Annotated in this window: 18 protein-coding genes; 6 read left to right on the forward strand and 12 right to left on the reverse strand. The window is 73.7% G+C overall.

Annotation, left to right across the window (positions count from 1 at the left end):
• Position 1: 1 nt before the first annotated feature.
• From ACE4Q9_RS31250 to ACE4Q9_RS31270, 5 genes are all read right to left on the reverse strand, one after another.
• A complete protein-coding gene (locus ACE4Q9_RS31250) occupies positions 2-598 on the reverse strand; it encodes a DUF5947 family protein (RefSeq protein ID WP_397987869.1) in 597 nt (198 codons plus the stop codon).
• The gene (locus ACE4Q9_RS31255; RefSeq protein WP_397987870.1) at positions 595-1167 is read right to left on the reverse strand and encodes a NifU family protein; all 573 of its coding nucleotides are present in this window, start codon (positions 1165-1167) and stop codon (positions 595-597) included. The genes ACE4Q9_RS31250 and ACE4Q9_RS31255 overlap by 4 nt, the downstream gene beginning before the upstream one ends.
• A complete protein-coding gene (locus ACE4Q9_RS31260) occupies positions 1160-2953 on the reverse strand; it encodes a nickel-dependent hydrogenase large subunit (protein ID WP_397987871.1) in 1794 nt (597 codons plus the stop codon). The genes ACE4Q9_RS31255 and ACE4Q9_RS31260 overlap by 8 nt, the downstream gene beginning before the upstream one ends.
• Before the next feature lie 97 nt (positions 2954-3050).
• Positions 3051-4124 (reverse strand): hydrogenase expression protein HypE, encoded by a 1074-nt coding sequence (locus ACE4Q9_RS31265; protein WP_397987872.1) that lies wholly within the window; start codon positions 4122-4124, stop codon positions 3051-3053.
• The gene (locus ACE4Q9_RS31270; RefSeq protein WP_397987873.1) at positions 4121-5698 is read right to left on the reverse strand and encodes a hypothetical protein; all 1578 of its coding nucleotides are present in this window, start codon (positions 5696-5698) and stop codon (positions 4121-4123) included. The genes ACE4Q9_RS31265 and ACE4Q9_RS31270 overlap by 4 nt, the downstream gene beginning before the upstream one ends.
• A gap of 562 nt (positions 5699-6260) precedes the next feature.
• On the opposite strand from ACE4Q9_RS31270, the gene ACE4Q9_RS31275 reads away from it, so the two are divergent.
• Entirely contained in the window at positions 6261-7778 is a 1518-nt protein-coding gene (locus ACE4Q9_RS31275) for a hypothetical protein (protein ID WP_397987874.1), read from the forward strand.
• A gap of 33 nt (positions 7779-7811) precedes the next feature.
• Here the strand turns inward: ACE4Q9_RS31275 and ACE4Q9_RS31280 are convergent, their stop codons facing one another.
• From ACE4Q9_RS31280 to ACE4Q9_RS31290, 3 genes are all read right to left on the reverse strand, one after another.
• Positions 7812-9107, reverse strand: a complete 1296-nt coding sequence (locus ACE4Q9_RS31280) for a hypothetical protein (protein WP_397987875.1) — start codon at positions 9105-9107, stop codon at positions 7812-7814.
• Between the two features lie 207 nt (positions 9108-9314).
• Complete coding sequence (locus tag ACE4Q9_RS31285) at positions 9315-9728, reverse strand: SRPBCC family protein (protein WP_397987876.1); 414 nt, start codon at positions 9726-9728, stop codon at positions 9315-9317.
• Positions 9729-9811: 83 nt separating this feature from the next.
• Positions 9812-10630: a serine hydrolase gene (locus ACE4Q9_RS31290; protein WP_397987877.1), complete on the reverse strand. Its 819-nt coding sequence runs from the start codon at positions 10628-10630 to the stop codon at positions 9812-9814.
• Positions 10631-10822: 192 nt separating this feature from the next.
• Here ACE4Q9_RS31290 and ACE4Q9_RS31295 point away from each other — a divergent pair, with 192 nt between their 5' ends.
• Entirely contained in the window at positions 10823-11866 is a 1044-nt protein-coding gene (locus ACE4Q9_RS31295; protein ID WP_397987878.1) for a permease, read from the forward strand.
• Positions 11863-12606, forward strand: a complete 744-nt coding sequence (locus ACE4Q9_RS31300) for a TIGR03943 family putative permease subunit (RefSeq protein WP_397987879.1) — start codon at positions 11863-11865, stop codon at positions 12604-12606. The genes ACE4Q9_RS31295 and ACE4Q9_RS31300 overlap by 4 nt, the downstream gene beginning before the upstream one ends.
• Positions 12607-12739: 133 nt before the next feature.
• Here ACE4Q9_RS31300 and ACE4Q9_RS31305 read toward each other — a convergent pair whose 3' ends face one another.
• Positions 12740-12970: a hypothetical protein gene (locus ACE4Q9_RS31305; RefSeq protein WP_397987880.1), complete on the reverse strand. Its 231-nt coding sequence runs from the start codon at positions 12968-12970 to the stop codon at positions 12740-12742.
• A gap of 173 nt (positions 12971-13143) precedes the next feature.
• Between ACE4Q9_RS31305 and ACE4Q9_RS31310 the strand changes: the two genes are divergently transcribed.
• Entirely contained in the window at positions 13144-13584 is a 441-nt protein-coding gene (locus ACE4Q9_RS31310) for a universal stress protein (protein ID WP_397987881.1), read from the forward strand.
• Positions 13585-13612: 28 nt separating this feature from the next.
• Here ACE4Q9_RS31310 and ACE4Q9_RS31315 read toward each other — a convergent pair whose 3' ends face one another.
• Positions 13613-14089 (reverse strand): CBS domain-containing protein, encoded by a 477-nt coding sequence (locus ACE4Q9_RS31315; RefSeq protein ID WP_397987882.1) that lies wholly within the window; start codon positions 14087-14089, stop codon positions 13613-13615.
• Between the two features lie 229 nt (positions 14090-14318).
• On the opposite strand from ACE4Q9_RS31315, the gene ACE4Q9_RS31320 reads away from it, so the two are divergent.
• Positions 14319-15170, forward strand: a complete 852-nt coding sequence (locus ACE4Q9_RS31320) for a universal stress protein (RefSeq protein ID WP_397988283.1) — start codon at positions 14319-14321, stop codon at positions 15168-15170.
• Between the two features lie 13 nt (positions 15171-15183).
• Here the strand turns inward: ACE4Q9_RS31320 and ACE4Q9_RS31325 are convergent, their stop codons facing one another.
• The gene (locus tag ACE4Q9_RS31325; RefSeq protein ID WP_397987883.1) at positions 15184-15885 is read right to left on the reverse strand and encodes a response regulator; all 702 of its coding nucleotides are present in this window, start codon (positions 15883-15885) and stop codon (positions 15184-15186) included.
• A gap of 130 nt (positions 15886-16015) precedes the next feature.
• The gene (locus ACE4Q9_RS31330) at positions 16016-16666 is read right to left on the reverse strand and encodes a CBS domain-containing protein (RefSeq protein ID WP_397987884.1); all 651 of its coding nucleotides are present in this window, start codon (positions 16664-16666) and stop codon (positions 16016-16018) included.
• Positions 16667-16919: 253 nt separating this feature from the next.
• On the opposite strand from ACE4Q9_RS31330, the gene ACE4Q9_RS31335 reads away from it, so the two are divergent.
• On the forward strand, positions 16920-17816 hold the full coding sequence (locus tag ACE4Q9_RS31335) for a universal stress protein (protein ID WP_397987885.1): 897 nt from the start codon (positions 16920-16922) through the stop codon (positions 17814-17816).
• The last annotated feature ends 123 nt before the right edge of the window (positions 17817-17939 follow it).

The following is a 17939-nucleotide window of genomic DNA, read 5'->3' on the forward strand; positions in this document are numbered from 1 at the left end:
ACTACGACCGTTCGGTGAGGTCCCTGAAGAACTGTTCTACGGCCGGCCAGACCCGCCCGCCACCGGAGAGGCCCCGCCACTCGCGGCGGACCAGCGCCGTCATCCGGAAACAGTCGTCGACCGGCACGATCCAGTGCTCCGAAAGGCCCCGTACGGTGTTCACCAGCAGCGCCTCCACGTCCGGTGCGATGGACGCCACCTGCGGAACCCCGGCGGCCAGCCGCCGCCAGGCGTCCGCGTCCACCTCCCAGCGCATCGCCCCGGCCGGGCTCGGCCCCTGCGCGGTGACCGTGCCGTCGGAGCGCGGCACGAAGAACACCAGCCCCACCGGGACACCCAGCATCCCGGTGTCCACGGGCGCGAGCCGCACCCTGCGCCGGGGCACCAGCCGGTAGCGGCCCTCGCCCGCCGCGCCGTCCGCGAACAGCACCGAGCAGGGACCGCACACACAGCGCACCTCGGCGGCCCCGGTGTCGTACAGATGCGGATGCTCCGGCGCCACCGGGGCCGCGCACAGCTCGCAGCTCTCGGCGTCGGCGGTGGCCGCGCGTTCCGCGGCGGAGCGGATCACCCGCGCCAGCGCCCCGTCCGCGCTCACCCGGCCTCCTGCGGCACGGACCGGCGCTTGATCGTGCTCAGCGGCACGAAGGCGGGGGCTGCCCTGCGCTCCTCGCCGGCCGGCACGATCTCGACGCCGGTCAGCTCGGGAGCCACGGCCAGCACGGCCTCCCGCACCGCCGCCGCGATGTCCGCGGAGCCACCGCCGCACCCGCCACCGCAGCCGCCCCCGGAACCGGAGCCGGAGTCCAGCCGCACCCGCGCGACCTCGCCCTCGACCCCGGCCCACGCCAGGTCGCCGCCGCGCTCGCGGACCGCGGGCGCGAGCCGTTCGACCGCGCGCTGGGCCCGCTCGGCCAGGGGCTGCGGGTGCACGCCGTGCAGCACCATGAGGTGGCCGACCAGCTCGTCACCGGCCAGCCGCGCGCCCAGCCGTTCGTCCGCGCCGTCCAGGACCCGGCCGAGGGCTTCGCCGTAGACCTCGGTCAGCAGCCGCACCGCTTCCAGGGCGGGGCCGGGCGTGTGCTCCAGCCCGGCCAGCGCCTCGTCCAGCCGCGCGAGCCGGGCTTCCACCTCCCGGTCCGTGAGGCGCCCGGCCGCTTCAGCCATGGTTGGCCCCGTACGTCGGCGAGTGCACGGTGCTCAGGGTCTTGCCCTTGCCCATGTACATGTGCACCCCGCACGGCAGGCAGGGGTCGAAGCTGCGCACGGTGCGCATGATGTCGACGCCCTTGAAGTCGTCGGGCCCGTTCTCCTCGAAGATCGGCTGGCCCTGCACCGCGTCCTCGTAGGGACCCGGCGTGCCGTAGATGTCGCGGGGGCTGGCGTTCCACGGCGTCGGCGGGTACGGGTGGTAGTTGGCGATCTTCTTGTCCCGGATCACCAGGTGGTGCGAGAGGACCCCGCGCACCGCCTCGTGGAAACCGCAGCCGATCGACTCGTCCGGCACCTCGAAGTTCTCGAAGACCTTGGTGTCGCCGCTCTGCAGCATCCCCATGGCCTCCTCCAGGAACTGGAGCGCCATGGCGGCGGCGTAGGCGATGAAGTACGGCCGGGCGCGGTCGCGTTCGAGGGTGTTGCTCCACTTCGGGATGCGCCACTCCAGCGTGGTCTCCGGCAGCTTCTCGCCCCTGGGCAGGGTGATGCGGATGCCGCCCCCGGTCGCCTTCACGTACGGGGTGTCCACCAGGCCGCTCAGCGCGGTCGACCAGAGCCGGGCGAGCGGGCCGCCGCCGGTGTCCAGGGCGAGGTGCTCGCCGGTGGCCGGGTGGTACCAGCGCGGGCTCATCACCCAGCTGTAGTTGCCCTCGAAGTCCCGCTTCTGCGGCACCGGCACCGTGGTCTGGTTCCACGGGTGGCGCATGTCGACGGGGTTGCCCAGCGGGTCGTGGGTGACGAACGGGTCCTCGTTCACCCAGTCCTCGTAGAAGGAGCTGCCCAGCATGATGCGCAGCCCGAGGTTGATGTCGATCAGGTTGTTGGTGACCAGCTTGCCGTCCACGATGATGCCCGGCGTGACGTACATCGCCTTGCCCCACTCGTTCATGGTGGCGTAGCGGTAGTCGACCACGTCCGGGTTCTGGAAGGCGCCCCAACAGCCCAGCAGGATGCGGCGCTTGCCGACCTCCTCGTAGCCGGGCAGCGCCTCGTAGAAGAAGTCGAAGACGTCGTCGTTCATCGCCACCGCCTTCTTCACGAAGTCGATGACGCGCATCAGCCGGCTGAGGTAGTCGGTGAAGACGCTCGGCTGCGGCATGGTGCCGACGCCGCCCGGATAGAGCGTGGAGGGGTGCACATGGCGCCCCTCCATCAGGCAGAACATCTCCCGTGTGATCCGGCTGACCTTCAGCGCCTCCTTGTAGACCTCACCCTCGAAGGGGTTGAAGGCCTTCATGATCTCGGCGATGGTGCGGTAGCCGTGCACATCGCCGCGGGGCGCGTCGGTCCGCTCGGCGCGGGCCAGCACACCGGGGTTGGTGGCCTTGACCATCGCCTCGCAGAAGTCCACGAAGACCAGGTTGTCCTGGAAGATCGTGTGGTCGAAGATGTACTCCGCCGCCTCGCCCAGGTTGGTGATGTGCTCGGCCAGCTTCGGCGGCTTGACGCCGTAGGCCATCTGCTGGGCGTAGTTGGAGCAGGTGGTGTGGTTGTCGCCGCAGATGCCGCAGATCCGTGAGGTGATGAACCCGGCGTCGCGCGGGTCCTTGCCCTTCATGAACACCGAGTAGCCGCGGAACAGCGACGAGGTGCTGTGGCACTCCACGACCTCACGGTTGGCGAAGTCGATCTTCGTGTAGATACCCAGGTTGCCGATGATCCGGGTGATCGGATCCCAGGACATGTCCACGAGCTGGGCGGGTTTGCGTCCTGAGGTCCGCGCGTCGGTGGTGGTCATCTGCGGTACTGTCCCTCGCTGTTCGAGTCGGGCGGGGCGGATGGCGGGGTGCGGCGGTCGGGTGGCGGGACGGGGCGCGGCCGGGGAGAGAGCGGCGTCACGCGCGCCAGTGCGGGTCGTAACCGCTGGTCAGCTTCTGCTTGTTGTGCCGCCAGCGGGGCTCGTGGTTCACCATGTCGTTGGTCAGCCCGCGCAGCCGGCGGATGACCGCCCCGTACGGCTTGATGACCATCGACGAGAGCGTGCCGCCCGGCGGCTCGTCCATGAACGGCATGAAGGCGTCGGGGAAGCTGGGCATGGTGCAGCCGATGCAGATGCCGCCGACGTTCGGGCAACCGCCGATGCCGGACATCCAGCCCCGCTTGGGCACGTTGCAGTTCACGACCGGTCCCCAGCAGCCCACCTTCACCTGGCACTTGGGGGAGTTGTAGTCCTTGGCGAAGTCGGCTTGCTCGTAGTACGCGGCCCGGTCGCAGCCCTCGTGCACGGTCTTGCCGAACAGCCACTGCGGGCGCAGCATGTGGTCCAGCGGCGGCGGGGGAGCGGTGCCGGCGGCGTGCTGGAGCACCCAGACCAGGGTCTCCATGAAGTTCTCCGGCTGGATCGGGCAGCCGGGCACGTTGACCACTGGCAGGCCCGAGCGCGCCTTGAACTCCCAGCCCAGGTAGTCCGCGAGGCCCATGCAGCCGGTCGGGTTGCCGGCCATGGCGTGGATGCCGCCGAACGTGGCGCAGGTGCCGGCCGCGACCACCGCCCAGGCTCTGGGCGCCAGTTGGTCGATCCACCAGTTGAGGGTCTGCGGCTCACCGGTCGCCGGGTCGTTGCCGAACGACGTCCAGTAGCCGTCGCCCTCGATGATGTTCTGGTTCGGGATCGAACCCTCGATCACCAGGATGAAGGGCTCCAGTTCACCGCGGGCCGCCTTGCGGTACGGGACGAGGAAGTCCTCGCCGCCCAGGCTCGGGGAGAGGACCTTGTTGACGAGGTTGACCCTCGGCAGGCCGGGGATGAGGCCGAGCACCACGTCCTCGATGGACGGCTGCCCGGCGGCGGTCAGCGACACGGTGTCGCCGTCGCAGCTCATGCCCTCGGAGATCCACAGGATGGTGATCTCGTCGAAGCCCTGCGGGGCGTCGGCGCGGGCCTCGGTGGTACCGCTCTGTGTGGTCATCTCTGCGGCCTCCGTCGCAGTCGGTCGTGGGCCCGGCCGGGGGCGGCCGGGGTGCCCGTGGTTGCGAGGGGTTCGACCTCGTCGGGCCGGAAGTAGTGGAAACGGCCGTACCAGCCGTGCAGTTCGGCGGCCGGATCGTCGTCCACGGTCACGGCGAGCCGGACGCCGCCGTCCACGTCGTGGAAGACCCCGGCCACGGTGGCGGACCGCCCGACCAGGAACATGTCCTGGGCGTCGGCCCCGCGCGTGCGCGGCCGCAGCAGCACCGGACTGCCGGCCCCGACGGGCACCCCGGCCACGAGCACTGTGTCGGTCGTCGGCGAGAGCCCCTCGTCCCCGCCTTCCTGCCACCAGGTGGGGCGTTCGGGTGTGCCGGGGCCGGGGGATGCCGCGCGGGCCGTGGTTCCGGGGCGAGCTGCCGGGGCCGGTGTGCGGGTCGAGCCGGCCGGCCGGGACCCGGTCGGAGCCGCCGGGGTCAGGGAGCGGATCGCGCCGTGCAGGTGTTCGAAGACCTCGCGGGGCATGCTGTCGACCCGGTCCAGGATCCGCGCGGCCCGTGGATCGGTGGCCCGCGCCTCCGCCTTCTCCTCGTCGGTCAGCAGCATCGTCCGCAGCGTGAGGATCTCGTCGATCTCCGCCGCGTCGTGCAGATCGCCCGGACTCTCCGGCGCCACCTGCGGATGGTCCGGGAGGATGATCGGCGCCGAGAGCATCGCCGGACCGGTCTCGCCCGCGCCGTCGTCCGACTCCGGCGGCGCGCCCCCGAGCACGGGGAACGTGAACGCGTTGCGGCACTCCCGTGCCTGCCCGGCCAGCGCCTCGGGCGGATCGATCAGCGAGACGAACTCCAGGCCCTCGCCGCCGATGACCGTGTGCGTGGCGATCAGCGCCTCCCGCAGCGCCTCGTTCCGGCAGGCCCCCACGTCCGCCGGCTCGCCCGTGTTCTCGGTGCGCACCCGCAGCCGGTACAGGCCCGGCGCGAGCGGCTCGGCGGCCACCGACGTCGCCGCCCGCACCTCCCGGTGCCGCCGTACGATCCGTCCCGCGCCCGAGGGCAGCGGCTCGTACTCCTCGCCTGCGGGCGCGCCGACCGTGACGGTACGACCGCCGTCCAGCAGTTCAGCGAGCGACGCCGTCAGCTCGGTCTCGCGAGCGATCGCCTCGTCGAAGGAGAGATGCGTGGTGCCGTCGTCCGTGCGCAGGGACTCCACCGGGGCCCCGTTCGCGTCCTCGACCTGCTTGTGCTGCATCTGGAGGTACCGCACCCGCAGCCGTACGACCGCGTCGTCCGCCGGTGTGCGCACCAGGCACTCGGTCTGCTGGTACCAGGAGTCCGCGGAGCCGGAGACGCCGGGCGCCACCGGGCCGAAGCGCTCCACCCAGTCGCGGGGGAGCAGCACCCCGAACTGCCAGCGGACGCGGTTCTTGGCCGAGGACCGGCGGTACGGGTAGAGCAGGTACCCCTCGTACAGCACGGCGTCCGCGACGGCGCCCAGCTGCTCGAAGGCACACGCGTGCTCGGCGTCGGCACCCTCCGTGAGCAGGGGTTCGCACACGCCGACCTGGTCCGGCATCCCGCCTCCTCGTCCCTGGGGCAGCCGGGTGGTTCCTCGCACACCCGGACATTTCTCCCATAACGGTCACATCGGTCGCCGCTTCCCGCCCCTCCGACGCACCCGCATTGGGCCGGTCAGGCGATGCGCCCGTCTCCGGGTGGCGGACCGGCGGCCCGGCACCGCCGGGTGCGGCGGCTGTGAGTGGAGGGCGGGACGTTCCCCAAGTGCCGTGAAGTGAAACGGCGTTGGGGCTCCGGCGGATGCGCCGACCGCTAGAATCGGAGGCTACGCACCGCGGGGGTCGTCAGAGTCGGGGGGAGTGGTCATGTCCGGTGGTTTCGGGGGTCCGGAGGGTCCGAGAGACGCGGCGGGAGCGGGGGGAGACCGGGGGCCGGGGGGCGCCGGTGCCACCGGGGGATCCGGAGGGCCGGGAGGGTTCGGAAGCCCTGGCGGGCCGACGGTCCCCGGAGGATTCGAAAGCCCCGCGGGCGGTGCCGGAGGCGCTGGAGCCCCCGCGGGACCGTGGCCGTACGGTCCGGGTGGTCCCGGCGCTCCGGGCCAGGGCTTCCGCGTGCCGCCCATGCCCACGAGCCCGCCGCCCGCGCCCCAGGACACCGGCCGGGCCGTCGCGGTCGCCCTGCTCAACCTCAGCGGACTCGGCCTCGGCTACGCGCTCACGCGCCGCCGGCTCCTCATGGTCGCCTGCTGGCTGGCGACCGCGATCCTGCTGGTCGTCGCCCTGCCCGCCGACGCCGACGGCGTCCCCGCCGCCATCCTGGCCCTCTACGTCCTGCTCCTGCTGCTGGCGGCCGCCCACGGCGCGTACCTCGGGCTGCGCACCCGCCTCGTCTGGCCCGGCCGCGCGCCCCTCGCGCTGCTGCTCGGGCTGGTGCTGCTCGCGGTGCCGGCCGGTGGCGCGCTCTGGTACCAGGACGCCCGCGAGGAGGCCGTACAGCAAGCCCTCCTCGACCGCCTCTCCAGTGCCGACCACCTGGTCGCGGCGGACGCGGGCAAGCCCTTCAGCACCGCCGAACCCGACTACCGCGAGGTCCTCGGCGTCTACCGCGAACTCGTCGGCGACCACCCCGGCTCCCGCGCCGCCCGCAAGGTCCCCGCCAGCCTGCGCACCTACTACGCCAAGGTCGCCGCCCCCTACGACAGCCAGGACTACTGCACCGCCGTGGCCCCGCTGACGTATCTGCGCACGGTGCCCGGCGAATTGCCCGACGCCACCGTCGGATCGCTCGCCGGCTGGCCCGACGACCGGCTCGCGACCTCGCTGTACGAGTGCGGAGCGCAGGGCCTGTCCGCGGGCGACCAAAACTGGGTCACCCGCTTCGGCGACTTGATGAAGACGTTCCCGCGCTCCGCGCAGACGGCCAAGGTGGCCCCCGCCGTCGACGCGGCCGTCAAGAAGGCGCAGAACGGCGTGGGCGGCTCCGGATCCTGCGCGGCCGTCGAGGAGTTGCAGCGGCTCGACACCAGGATCGGTGACCTGAAGACGGCCTCGGGCGACCCCGGCGGCAAGCTCGCGTCCGCCGCGTCCCGGGCCGGGCGCAGCGGCGACGACGGCGCCTACGACTGCGGCGTCCAGCAGTACAGGAGCGGCGACTTCAGCGGCGCCCAGCAGACCATGGACACGTTCGTCGCCGGACACCCGCACCACCGGAACCGGGCGCTCGCCCAGAAGATCGCCATCGCCGCCGAGGTCGCCCAGACCATCCCGGCGGCCGGCAAGAAGCTGCCCACCACGGCCACCGGCGGCAGCATCTCCGTCACGGTGAAGAACGACAGCCCGGACGACGTCACCGTTCTCTACACCGGCCCGGTCACCGGCAGCTTCACCCTGAAGGCCTGCGGGGGCTGCCGGTCGTACCTGCTCGCCGACACGCTGATGTCCACCTTCAAACCCTGCGCCGGCGGCAAGGACTATCCGCAGCGCACCCTGCAACTCCCGGTCGGCACCACGTACTTCGTGCACAAGCCGAACGGCGGCCGGGTGACGACCGCGGGCTCCGACACCGCGAAGCTGCGCCCCGGATACATCTACACCGAGTGCGCGTACACGACCCAGGGCTTCGGCGGCTCGGGGACCTGACCGGCGTCGCCGCCGGTCAGGCCGGGCGGGGGATCAGTCCTGGCGGCCGCCCCGGCGGCGGGCGGCCACCACGACGCCCGCGCCGAGGACCACGGCCGCGCCCGCGGCGCCCGCGAGGGGCAGCGCCGGACCGGCGCCGGTGCTCGCGAGGCTGACGGAGCCGCCGGTGGTGAGATCACCGGTGGTGCCGGCGCCGGTCGCACCGCCGGTGGTGCCTCCCGTGGTGGTGGTGCCGCCGTCGGTGCCCTTGCCGGTGCCGCCCGTGGACGTCGAGCCGGTGCCGCCGGTCGGGTCGCCGCCGCCCGGTGAGCCGCCGTCCCCGGTGGAGCCGCCGCCCGAGGTGTCCGTGCCGCCGGTGACGGCGAGCGCGATGCGGGCGGTGTCGTTCTTCTTCACATGGTCGAACGGCCGCGGCTCCGAGCCGAGTTCCACGTAGCCGCGGGCGCCGGGCACCGCCTTGTCGATCTTCACCTTGAAGGCGTACGACGTGCTCTCGTGCTCGTTCACCCAGGGCGCGCCGGTGCCGCACGCGTAGGACTCGGCCCCGGTGTTCGTGCACCGCGCGTCGGTCCGCGCCGCCGAGGTGCCCTCGGGCAGCGTCACCAGGACATGGGCCGCGCGCTGACCGGGCTGCGGCAGCACCCAGGCGGGCCCCGCGTTGCGGAACGTGACCCGCAGCGTGACCGTCTGTCCGACCTTGCCCTGCAACTGGGCGCCGCCCACCTGGAAGTCGGCCGAGCCCGCGGCGTTCACCGCGACGTCAGCGCTCGGCGCGGCGCCGGCCGGCGGGGCCTTCTCACCGGTCCGCTCGACCAGTTTCAGCGCGGCTGCCGTGCCGTGCACCGGGGGGGAGGCGCCGTCCTCCGGGACCGGGGCCGCGGAGTCGACCGCCACCTGGATGTGGTCGTACAGAGCGCGGTCCAGGGCCTTCAGGGTCAGCGGGCGCTCCGGGGCGTACACGGCGCCCGGCTGCACCGGCTGGTCGAACTCGCACACCACCTGCGCCCGGCCCGGCTGCTCGTCGGTCGAAGGGACCGTGTAGCTCAGGCAGTTGGACGGAACCGAGGTCTGGCCCAGGCCGCGGGTGACGGAGTACGACAGCCAGACCTTGTCGAGCGCCGCGCTGCCCGTGTTGGTGAAGACGGGCGACAGCGGGAGGTCGCTGCCCGGCTTCACCTTGTCGAACGGCGCGATCGTGCCCAGCGCCAGGCCGGTCGTGGGGCCGTCGGCGGCCACGGCCGGCGCGGCGCACAGCGCGATCAGGGCGACGGCGCCGAACGCGCCCGCGGTCTGGCGCACCGCACGGGGGCCGGGAGAGCTGAAAGGCATGGAATCCTCTGACTGGAGCGACGGTGGCGGACGAACGGTCAGTGGAGGAACGGGAGTTCCCCTTGCTGTGAGACGCCTGTGCCGCCGGAACGGTTGTGCGAGAGATCGTCCCGGTTTCGCGGCCACTCGTCGCCCGTCGCCGTTGCCCGTCACCTCGCCCCCGCCGTGCTCCCGCCCGTGTTCCCGTCCGGGCTCCCCGCGGGCGGTTCAGCCGGCCGTGTTGTCCGTGCGCAGGCGCACCTGTTCCTCCAGCCGGCGCAGGCTGTCCTCCAGAGCCTTGGCGGCGGCGCGTTCGCCCGGATCGTGGCGGGTGTCGAAGAAGGAGAGATGGACGGTCACCTCGCTGGCGCCGCTGCCGATGCCCGCCACCTGGAGCCAGCCCGCGTACTCGCCCTGCTCACGGGTGCCCCACTCCAGGCGCATCTGGTCGGGCTGGGCCCGCAGCAGGGCGGGCGTGTCCTCGCCGGAACCGGCCTCGTGCACGCTGACGGCGGGCGGGTCCTCGGGGGCCACGTGCAGGGCGTCCGGGAGCCAGGAGTCCAGCTGGTCGAGATTGGCCGCCTGGTCGAAGACGTGCTCGGGCTGGGCGGGCATCGTGCGGGAACGTTCGTACTCGCTCATGGTGGCATCGCCCCTCGGGTCGGAAGTCGTACCCCGCCCGCGTGCCCCGTCCGCGCCGGCCGAAAAGCGCCCGCGCCCGGCTGTCAGGCCACCGCGGCGCGGGCGGTGCGCTCCACCAGCGAGACGCCGTCGCTCATGGAGGCGCTGCCGTCGGAGAGGACGGCGACGAGGCACCGGTGGCCGCCGAGGGTGACCTCGCCGATGCTGTTGACGTCCCACAGGCCCGTGGTGGTGCGCTGGAGCCAGCCGTTCTTCAGCTCGGTGCCGGCCGCGTTCACCGCCGAGACGCCCCAGGACTGCTCGGGCAGGACCCCGGCCATCAGGGTGCGGATATAGGCGCGGGCGTCGTCGGTGAGGGGGGTCGGGGCGCCGTCGTCGAAGACCGCGCGCAGCAGCCGTATCTGGTCGCTCGCGGTCGTCCGGGTCAGCCCCCATTTGCCGCCGGGACCCGCCGTGGTCGAGGTGAGCCCCAGGCGGTCGTTGGCGGCCGTGAGGCCGGGGGCCCGGCCGATCTCCTTCCACAGGGCGTTCGCCGCCTCGTTGTCGCTGCGCCGGATCATCGGCTCGGCGTGCCCGCGCTCCTCGTCGGTGAGCGTCCGGTGCTCGTCCTGCGCCTTGAGCAGCAGCGCAGCCAGGATGTCGACCTTGACGATGCTGGCGGTGTCGTAGGCGCGGTCCTCGCCCTGGATCACGGGGGTGGCGCCGCCCGCGTCGAGGTCGAGGACGGCGACGGTGGCGCGCGGGTCGGGAACCGGGGCGGAGGCTTTCGGAGCCGGGTCCGAGGTCGTCGGCTTCGGCTGCGGGGTGGGCGTGGCGGCGGCAGCCGCCGGGACGCCGGCGGTGAGCAGGGCGGCCACCGAGGCCAGGAGGGCGCCGGCCGTGCGGCGCGGGTGCGAGGACATGGCACCCGAACGTAGACACATCCGGCCCCATGCGAAGTGGCTGCCGTCACTCCGGCCTCGTTTCGCCCCGTTTTGTGAGAAGAGACACGGGGGAGGCCAAGCGGTGCACGGGCGCCGCCGCGGCGGCGTGTATGCGCGGCCCGGCCCCGGTCCTCGCTTATCGTCGGCCGGACACCGACATCCGGAGCGATCATGGAAAAAACGGATGAACTGGTTGCCGCGGAGGAGGGCGTGGCGGTCGTCCCCGTCCCGCCGCCTGCGTCCGTGCGCCGCCCTGGGCTCTGGCCGCTCGGCGCGGCCGCCCTGCTCGCGGCGGGCGCGACGGCCGTACTCCTCCTCGGCGGCGCACAGTGGCTGGACCAGCCCGCCGTGGGGGCCTGGCGCACCGTCTGCCTGGCCATCACCGTCCAAGCGCTCCCGTTCCTCGTGCTCGGCACCGTGCTGTCCGGGGCCATCAACGCCTTCGTGCCCGCCGATCTGTTCACCCGCGTGCTGCCGAAGCGGGCCGCGCTCGCCGTGCCGGTCGCCGGCGTCGCCGGCGCGGTGCTGCCGGGCTGCGAATGCGCCTCCGTCCCGGTCGCCAACAGCCTGATCCGCCGGGGCGTCACCCCGGCCGCCGCCTTCGCCTTCCTGCTGTCCGCGCCCGCCATCAACCCCGTCGTGCTCACCGCCACCGCCGTCGCCTTCCCCGGCGACCCCGCGATGATCGCCGCCCGCCTGCTCGCCTCCCTCGGCACGGCCGCCGTGATGGGCTGGCTGTGGCTCTGGCGGGGCGACGAGAAGTGGCTGCGCCCGGCCCTGCGCCACCGGCACACCGGGCACGCCCACGGCCACAGCCGCTGGCGGGAGTTCCGGGCCGGCTTCCAGCACGACTTCCTCCAGGCCGGCGGCTTCCTGGTGCTCGGCGCCATGGCCGCCGCCACCTTCAACGTCGCCGTGCCGCGCGCCGTCCTCGACGCCTTCTCCGGCACCCCCTGGCTCTCGGTGATCTTCCTGGCCGGTCTCGCCGTCCTGCTGGCGGTCTGCTCGGAGGCCGACGCGTTCGTCGCCGCCTCGCTGACCGGGTTCTCACCGACCGCCCGGCTCGCGTTCATGGTCGTCGGGCCCATGGTCGACCTGAAGCTGATCGCCCTCCAGGCGGGCACCTTCGGCCGCGCCTTCGCCTGGCGGTTCTGCACGGCGACCACGGTCGTGGCCGTCGCCGCCAGCGCCCTGACCGGAGGGGCCCTGCTGTGAGACGCCTCCTGTCGAGCCTGCTGCTGAAGCTGACCGGCCTCGGCCTGCTGCGCATCACCCTGTTCGGCGACACCTACCTGCGCTACGTCAAACCCGGGCTGCGCCCCGTGCTGATCGCCTCCGGCGTGGTCCTGCTCCTGCTGGGGATCGCGGCGGCCTTCACCCGGACCGCGAGCACAGGGCACGGCCAGGAGAGCCAGGGCTGCCACGACGGCCACGACCACTCCGGCACGCCCAGGGTCGCCTGGCTCCTCTTCCTGCCCGCGTTGAGCCTGCTCCTCTTCGCCCCGCCGGCCCTCGGCGCCTACACCGCCGCACGCTCCGGCGCCAAGCCGGTCGCCGTGCAGAAGAGGGGCTTCGGGCCACTGCCCGCGACCTCCCCGCTGCCGCTGACCCTCACGGACTTCACCAAGCGCGTGCAGCAGGACCGCAGCCGCGCCATCCGGGACCGTACCGTCCGCCTGACCGGCTTCGTCACCCCGGACACGGCGGGTGACGGCTGGTACCTGACCCGCATCATCTTCACCTGCTGCGCCGCCGACTCCCAGACCGTCAAGATCCACGTCTACGGCTCCGCGGCGCCCCCGGCCAACACCTGGCTCGCCGTCACCGGCACCTGGCACCCCGCGGGCACCCTCGGCACCCGGTCCGCGCCGGCCGCGCTCGACGTCCGCCGGACCACCCCGATCGCCCAGCCGATCAACGCCTTCACCGACGACCTGCCGCTCACTCCGGGCTAGGGGTCTCTCTTTCGGATCTTGTCGGGGTCACGGCGTCTGGCACGCACATCTGCGGCGTTCTCGCCGTCGGCCGGCGCCGACCTGATCCGGAAGGCCCTGGCCGATCACCTCCGACCGGGAAAAGGGCGTCCGCTCAGCCGAACAGGGCGCGCACCCGGATCGTCTCGACCCGGCGCCAGGTGCCGCCGGGCAGCAGCAGCCACTGATTGCCGGGGCCGTGGCCGCGCCAGTGGCCCGCGCCGGGGGTGGCGTTGCCGGTGCGGGGATGCGCGCCCCGGCGTGTGGGCAGCGGGGCCCCGCAGTCGCGGCCGGTACGCCGCCCCGCGGCCTTCGCCTTGCCGTTCTTCCTGCTCTGTTTGCCCATCCGTGCCTCACCTCCCGTACCTCCCGGTTCCCCTTACGGCAGGATGCACCGCCCCGGCGCCCGGCGGCAGGGCCGAACGGACGCTCTTTTCTGGCGCGGCGGCGGCATCTCGCGCAGCGTGGAGCGCAGGAGGCTACAGCCGTGGCCGGCGCCGCCGCAGAGAGGTGGGACAGATGGACCAGGACGTCTCCAGGCCCCGGATCGTGGTGGGGGTGGACGGCTCGCCCTCCTCCTTCGAGGCGGTGCGCTGGGCGGTGCGCTACGCCGCGCTCGTCGGCGGGGTGGCGGAGGCCGTCGCGGCCTGGGAGGTGCCGCTGTACGGCTGGTCCGCGCCGGCGGTGGACATGTACATGGACGAGGAGGCCACCCTCGAGCAGATGACGCGGGAGCTCACCGAGGTGCTCGGCGCGGACGCGGCCGCCGAAGTGCGCACCCGCATGGCCCACGGCAACCCCGCCGACATCCTGCTCCGGGCCGCCGAGGGCGCCGAGGTCCTGGTCGTCGGCAGCCGGGGCCGGGGCGGCTTCGCCCGCGCCCTGCTCGGCTCCGTCAGCCAGCGGGTGGCCGCGCATGCCCCCTGCCCGGTGGTGATCGTCCGCTCTGAGGAGACCTGAGCACGGGGGCCGACGGGGGCTACAGGGGCTACGGCGGCCCCGGTGGCTCCCGCAGCACGCTCCAGGCCACCGGCCCCAGCAGGTCCGCGAGCCGCCGGAACACGTCCAGCAGCAGATCGTCCAGGGTGAGCACGCCCACCGGGCGGCCGTCGGCCAGGACGGGCAGCCGGCGCACGCCGGCGCGCCGGAAGGTGCGGTAGGCCTCGTGGATCTCGTCGCCCGCGTCCAGCGTGACCACCCGCGGCGACATCACCGCGTCGATCCGGCTGTCCGGCGGCAGCCCCTCGCCCAGCCCGCGCAGCGCCAGATCGCGGTCGGTGACGATGCCGCGCAGCACGCCGTCCGCGACGACCAGCAGGGAGCCGACGGCGGTCTCGGCCATCAGCCGGGTGGCCCCGGCCAGGGTGACGTCCGGTGCGACGGTCACCGGCGGCGCGGTCATCAGCCCGCCGACGGTGACCTGCCCCGCCGCGGACGGCGGTCCGGCCTGGGGGAGATGGGGCATCAGGACCTCTTTCGGGGGCGCCGGCGAGGACACCGGCACCGGGGCGGTGCCGTCTTCACTCTGCGCCGGGCGGGCAGCCGGGGTAGGGGCCGCCCGGACCGCGCCGGGGTAGTCCGATTCCCGGCGAAAGGGACAATGTATCCATCGGCTCACCCGTTCGGCCGCGCGAGCGTGAAAGCCGGACGGGCCGCCGCGCCGGCGCGCAGCCCGAGGAAAGGCGGTGAGGACGATGCCCCTGCCCCTGGTCGTGGGTGTCGACGGCTCTGAGTGCAGCCTGCTGGCGGTGGACTGGGCGGTGGACGAGGCGATCCGGCTCGGCGTGCCGCTGCGGCTCGTGCACGCCTCGCTCTGGGGGCGTTACGAGGGGCGGCTGCCCTCGCTCGGCGGCGAGCCGTCCGCTGCCCACGTGATGGCCCAGCACACCGTGGCCTCGGCGACCGAGCGGGTACACCGGCGCGCCCCTGACCTGGAGGTGGACTCCGCCGTGCCGGCCGAGGACCCGGTCTCGGCGCTGCTCGCCGAGGGCGACCACGCCACCGCCGTGGTGACCGGCAGCCGGGGCCGGGGCGAGCTGAAGGAACTGCTGCTCGGCTCGGTGGGACTCGCCGTCGCCGGACGGGCGTCCGGGCCGGTGATCGTGGTCCGCGGGGACGCGGCAGGACTCGGGGGCACCCATGAGCGGGTGCTGCTCGGCGTCGGCGAGCCCGGCACCGGCGACACGGCCGCCCGCTTCGCGCTGGGCGAGGCCGCCGCCCGCCGGTGCGTCCTGGACGCGGTGCGCACCTGGTGCCGCTCCCCCGCGGAGGGCACCGCCGCGCCGGATCACGAGGACCAGGCCGCCGGACTGATCGACAAGGTGCTCCAGGCCCCGCTGAGCGAGTACCCGGACGTACGGGTGTCCCGGACCGTCGTCGAAGGTCCGCCCGGCACAGTGCTCCTGCACCGCTCGGCCGCCGCGGACCTGCTGGTCGTCGGGGTACGGCGGGAGCGCGGACACGCCGGGCTCCAACTGGGCCGCGTGACGCACCGGTTGCTGCACCACGCCCTGTGCCCGGTGGCCGTCGTACCTCAACCGCTTTAAGACCTTGGGCGGCTCAGCGCGCGGAGTGCTCCTTCGTGCCCTGCGGCTCCAGGTGGGAGGCGAGCACGGCGGCCTGGACCCGGCGCTGCACCCCGAGCTTGGCCAGCAGCCGCGAGATGTGGTTCTTGACCGTCTTCTCCGACAGGTACAGCCGCCTGCCGATCTCACGGTTGGTCAGGCCCTCCCCGATCAGTGCCAGGATGTCCCGCTCGCGCGGCGACAGGCTCGCCAGCTCCGGCGGCAGCGACGGCGCCTCCTCGGGCTCGGCGCGCAGCGAGCGCATCAGCCGGGCCGTGGTCTCCGGGTCCAGCATCGACTGGCCGGAGGCGACCGTGCGCACCGCGGACACCAGGTCAGAGCCCTTGATCTGCTTGAGCACATAGCCGGACGCGCCGGCCATGATCGCGTCCAGCAGGGCGTCCTCGTCGTCGAACGAGGTGAGCATCAGACACGCCAGCTCCGGCATCCGGTCGCGCAGTTCCCGGCAGACCGAGATGCCGTCCCCGTCGGGCAGCCGGATGTCCAGCACGGCGACGTGCGGGCGCAGGGCGGGGCCCCGGACCAGGGCGTGTGCGGCGGTGTCGGCGTCGCCGACCACGGAGATGTCCGGTTCGGCGTCCAGGAGGTCCGCCAGACCGCGCCGGACGACCTCGTGGTCGTCCAGGAGGAACACCCGGATCGGGTCCTGTGCCGTGAAGGTGCGTGTCTCGGTCATCTCGACCTCTCGTTCCCGGAAGTGCAGACAGACTGCGGCCTGTCACCCGGTCGATCATCGCCGGACGGCGCCGCGCCCACCAGGGCCGACCGGCCCCACTTTCCGAGCTCCAGCCCCTTCCACCAGGGTGTCATGCCCGGCCGGGCGCCAGGTCGAAGCGCGCGTCCACGACGCCCTCGACCGCGCGCACCAGCCGGGCTGCCACCGGGACCAGGGACGTGTCCCGGATCCGGCCGAGCACCGTCACCACGCCGTCCTCCACCCGCAGTTCCACGGCCGAGTCCGGCGGCGGGAACAGCCGCGCCACGATCTCCCGCCGTACCTCCTCCTCGATCTCCCGGTCCGCGCGCAGGAAGACCTTGAGCAGATCGGCGCGGCTGACGACGCCCTCCAGCATCCCGGTCCCGTCCACCACGGGCAGCCGCTTGACGCCGGCGCGGGCCATGGTGCGGGCGGCCTCGGCGAGGGTGGCGCCGGCGCGCACGGTGACCGCGGGGGAGGTCATCAGGTCCCCGGCGGTGATCGCCTCGCCCTTCGCCATGTCGGCGGGCGGCCGCAACCGCCGGTACTCCTCGTCCGGATCGTCCCGCAACTCCTCCTTGGGCAGCATGTCGGCCTCCGAGACCACGCCCACCACCAGGCCCTCCCCCTCGATCACCGGCACGGCGCTGACCTGCCAGTCCTGCATCATCTCCACCAGCTCCTTGAAAGGAGCGCGCCGGCCGACGGCGGCGACGGTGGTCGTCATGACGTCGCTGACGGTGTGCGGGCTGCCGTACATGGTGACTCCGTGGCTTCTCGTGGCTTCTCGTGGCTTCTCGACGCGGGCTGCTCGCGGGGAGTCCCGCTGTCCCCAGCGTGCGCCGGGCGCGTCCGGTCGGCACAGGGGCTGCCCGGCTCCCGCGCGGCTCCGGTGACCGGGCCGGTCGGTCCCGGCCCGGGACCAGCGGCCCCTGATCGTCTCGCCGGTCCTGCCCGAGGCTGGAATCGTCGCCCCTGTCCCCCCGGAGGCGACGCCCCAGTGAGGTGGAACCATGACCCGAACCGTCACCGCGGGCCTCGACGGCTCGCCCGAGAGCCGGGCCGCCGTCGAGTGGGCGGCGCGCGAGGCGGCGCTGCGCGCGCTGCCGCTGCGGATCCTGCATGTGCGGGAGCCCGAGCCGGAAGCCGGCGCCGACCGCGCCGCCGCCGGGGAATGGGCCCGCAGGGTGCGCCAGTCCGCGGCCGGCCTGCGGCGGCGCCACCCCGCCGTCGAGGTCGTCACCGACCAGATCACCGGCGAACCGGCGCAGACCCTCACCGAGGCGGCCGACGGCGCGGAACTGCTGGCGCTCGGCTCCCGCGGCCTCGGCCGGCTCGGCGGGTTCCTGGTCGGCTCGGCCGGGCTGTTCGTCATCGCCCACACGACGCGTCCGGTGGTACTGGTCCGTGCGGGTGAAGCGGCCGCCGACGAACACCGGCCCGGCCCCTCGGGCGTCCCGTCCGCCGCGACCCCGTTCCGGCCCGTCGTCCTCGGCCTCGACATCGACGACCCCGAGGGCCCGAGCCAGGCCCTGCTGGAGTTCGCCTTCGACGCCGCCGCGCGCCGCGGCGCCGCGCTGCGGGTCGTGCACGCCTGGACGCCGCCGCCGTACGCCGCGTACGGCGTCCCCGCCGACCCGCCGGTCGTGCCCGCCTTCGGACGCCGGGCGTCCGCCCTGCTCACCGGGGCGCTGCGGCCCTGGCGGCAGAAGTACCCGGACGTCGAGGTGAGCGAGGCGAGCCGGGCCGGCAACGCCGCGCCGGTCCTGATCGACGCCGCTTCGGACGCCTCCCTGGTGGTCGTCGGGCGCCGCGTCCGCACCAGCCCGTACGGCATCCACGTCGGCCATGTCACCCACGCCGTCCTGCACCACGTCGCCGCGCCCGTGGCCGTCGTCGCGCACAGCTGAGGCAGCCCGCGTGCCGGGACAAGCGGCCGTATGCGGCGAGGCCCGTGGCCGAAACGGCGAAACGGGGCGCTACGGCTCGCGCGCGCCGGTGAATCCGTCAACGATGGGGTGCGGGCCCGCCTC

The organism is Streptomyces sp. AM6-12 (assembly GCF_044327085.1).
Taxonomy (GTDB): Bacteria; Actinomycetota; Actinomycetes; order Streptomycetales; family Streptomycetaceae; genus Streptomyces.

Coding starts and splice junctions, on each gene's coding strand:
- ACE4Q9_RS31325 (WP_397987883.1), bottom strand. CDS start 15,885: ATGACCGAGACACGCACCTTCACGGCACAGGACCCGATCCGGGTGTTC.
- ACE4Q9_RS31305 (WP_397987880.1), bottom strand. CDS start 12,970: ATGGGCAAACAGAGCAGGAAGAACGGCAAGGCGAAGGCCGCGGGGCGG.
- ACE4Q9_RS31290 (WP_397987877.1), bottom strand. CDS start 10,630: ATGTCCTCGCACCCGCGCCGCACGGCCGGCGCCCTCCTGGCCTCGGTG.
- ACE4Q9_RS31295 (WP_397987878.1), top strand. CDS start 10,823: ATGGAAAAAACGGATGAACTGGTTGCCGCGGAGGAGGGCGTGGCGGTC.
- ACE4Q9_RS31285 (WP_397987876.1), bottom strand. CDS start 9,728: ATGAGCGAGTACGAACGTTCCCGCACGATGCCCGCCCAGCCCGAGCAC.
- ACE4Q9_RS31255 (WP_397987870.1), bottom strand. CDS start 1,167: ATGGCTGAAGCGGCCGGGCGCCTCACGGACCGGGAGGTGGAAGCCCGG.
- ACE4Q9_RS31315 (WP_397987882.1), bottom strand. CDS start 14,089: ATGCCCCATCTCCCCCAGGCCGGACCGCCGTCCGCGGCGGGGCAGGTC.
- ACE4Q9_RS31310 (WP_397987881.1), top strand. CDS start 13,144: ATGGACCAGGACGTCTCCAGGCCCCGGATCGTGGTGGGGGTGGACGGC.
- ACE4Q9_RS31275 (WP_397987874.1), top strand. CDS start 6,261: ATGCCCACGAGCCCGCCGCCCGCGCCCCAGGACACCGGCCGGGCCGTC.
- ACE4Q9_RS31265 (WP_397987872.1), bottom strand. CDS start 4,124: ATGACCACACAGAGCGGTACCACCGAGGCCCGCGCCGACGCCCCGCAG.
- ACE4Q9_RS31320 (WP_397988283.1), top strand. CDS start 14,319: ATGCCCCTGCCCCTGGTCGTGGGTGTCGACGGCTCTGAGTGCAGCCTG.
- ACE4Q9_RS31270 (WP_397987873.1), bottom strand. CDS start 5,698: ATGCCGGACCAGGTCGGCGTGTGCGAACCCCTGCTCACGGAGGGTGCC.
- ACE4Q9_RS31280 (WP_397987875.1), bottom strand. CDS start 9,107: ATGCCTTTCAGCTCTCCCGGCCCCCGTGCGGTGCGCCAGACCGCGGGC.
- ACE4Q9_RS31335 (WP_397987885.1), top strand. CDS start 16,920: ATGACCCGAACCGTCACCGCGGGCCTCGACGGCTCGCCCGAGAGCCGG.
- ACE4Q9_RS31260 (WP_397987871.1), bottom strand. CDS start 2,953: ATGACCACCACCGACGCGCGGACCTCAGGACGCAAACCCGCCCAGCTC.
- ACE4Q9_RS31330 (WP_397987884.1), bottom strand. CDS start 16,666: ATGTACGGCAGCCCGCACACCGTCAGCGACGTCATGACGACCACCGTC.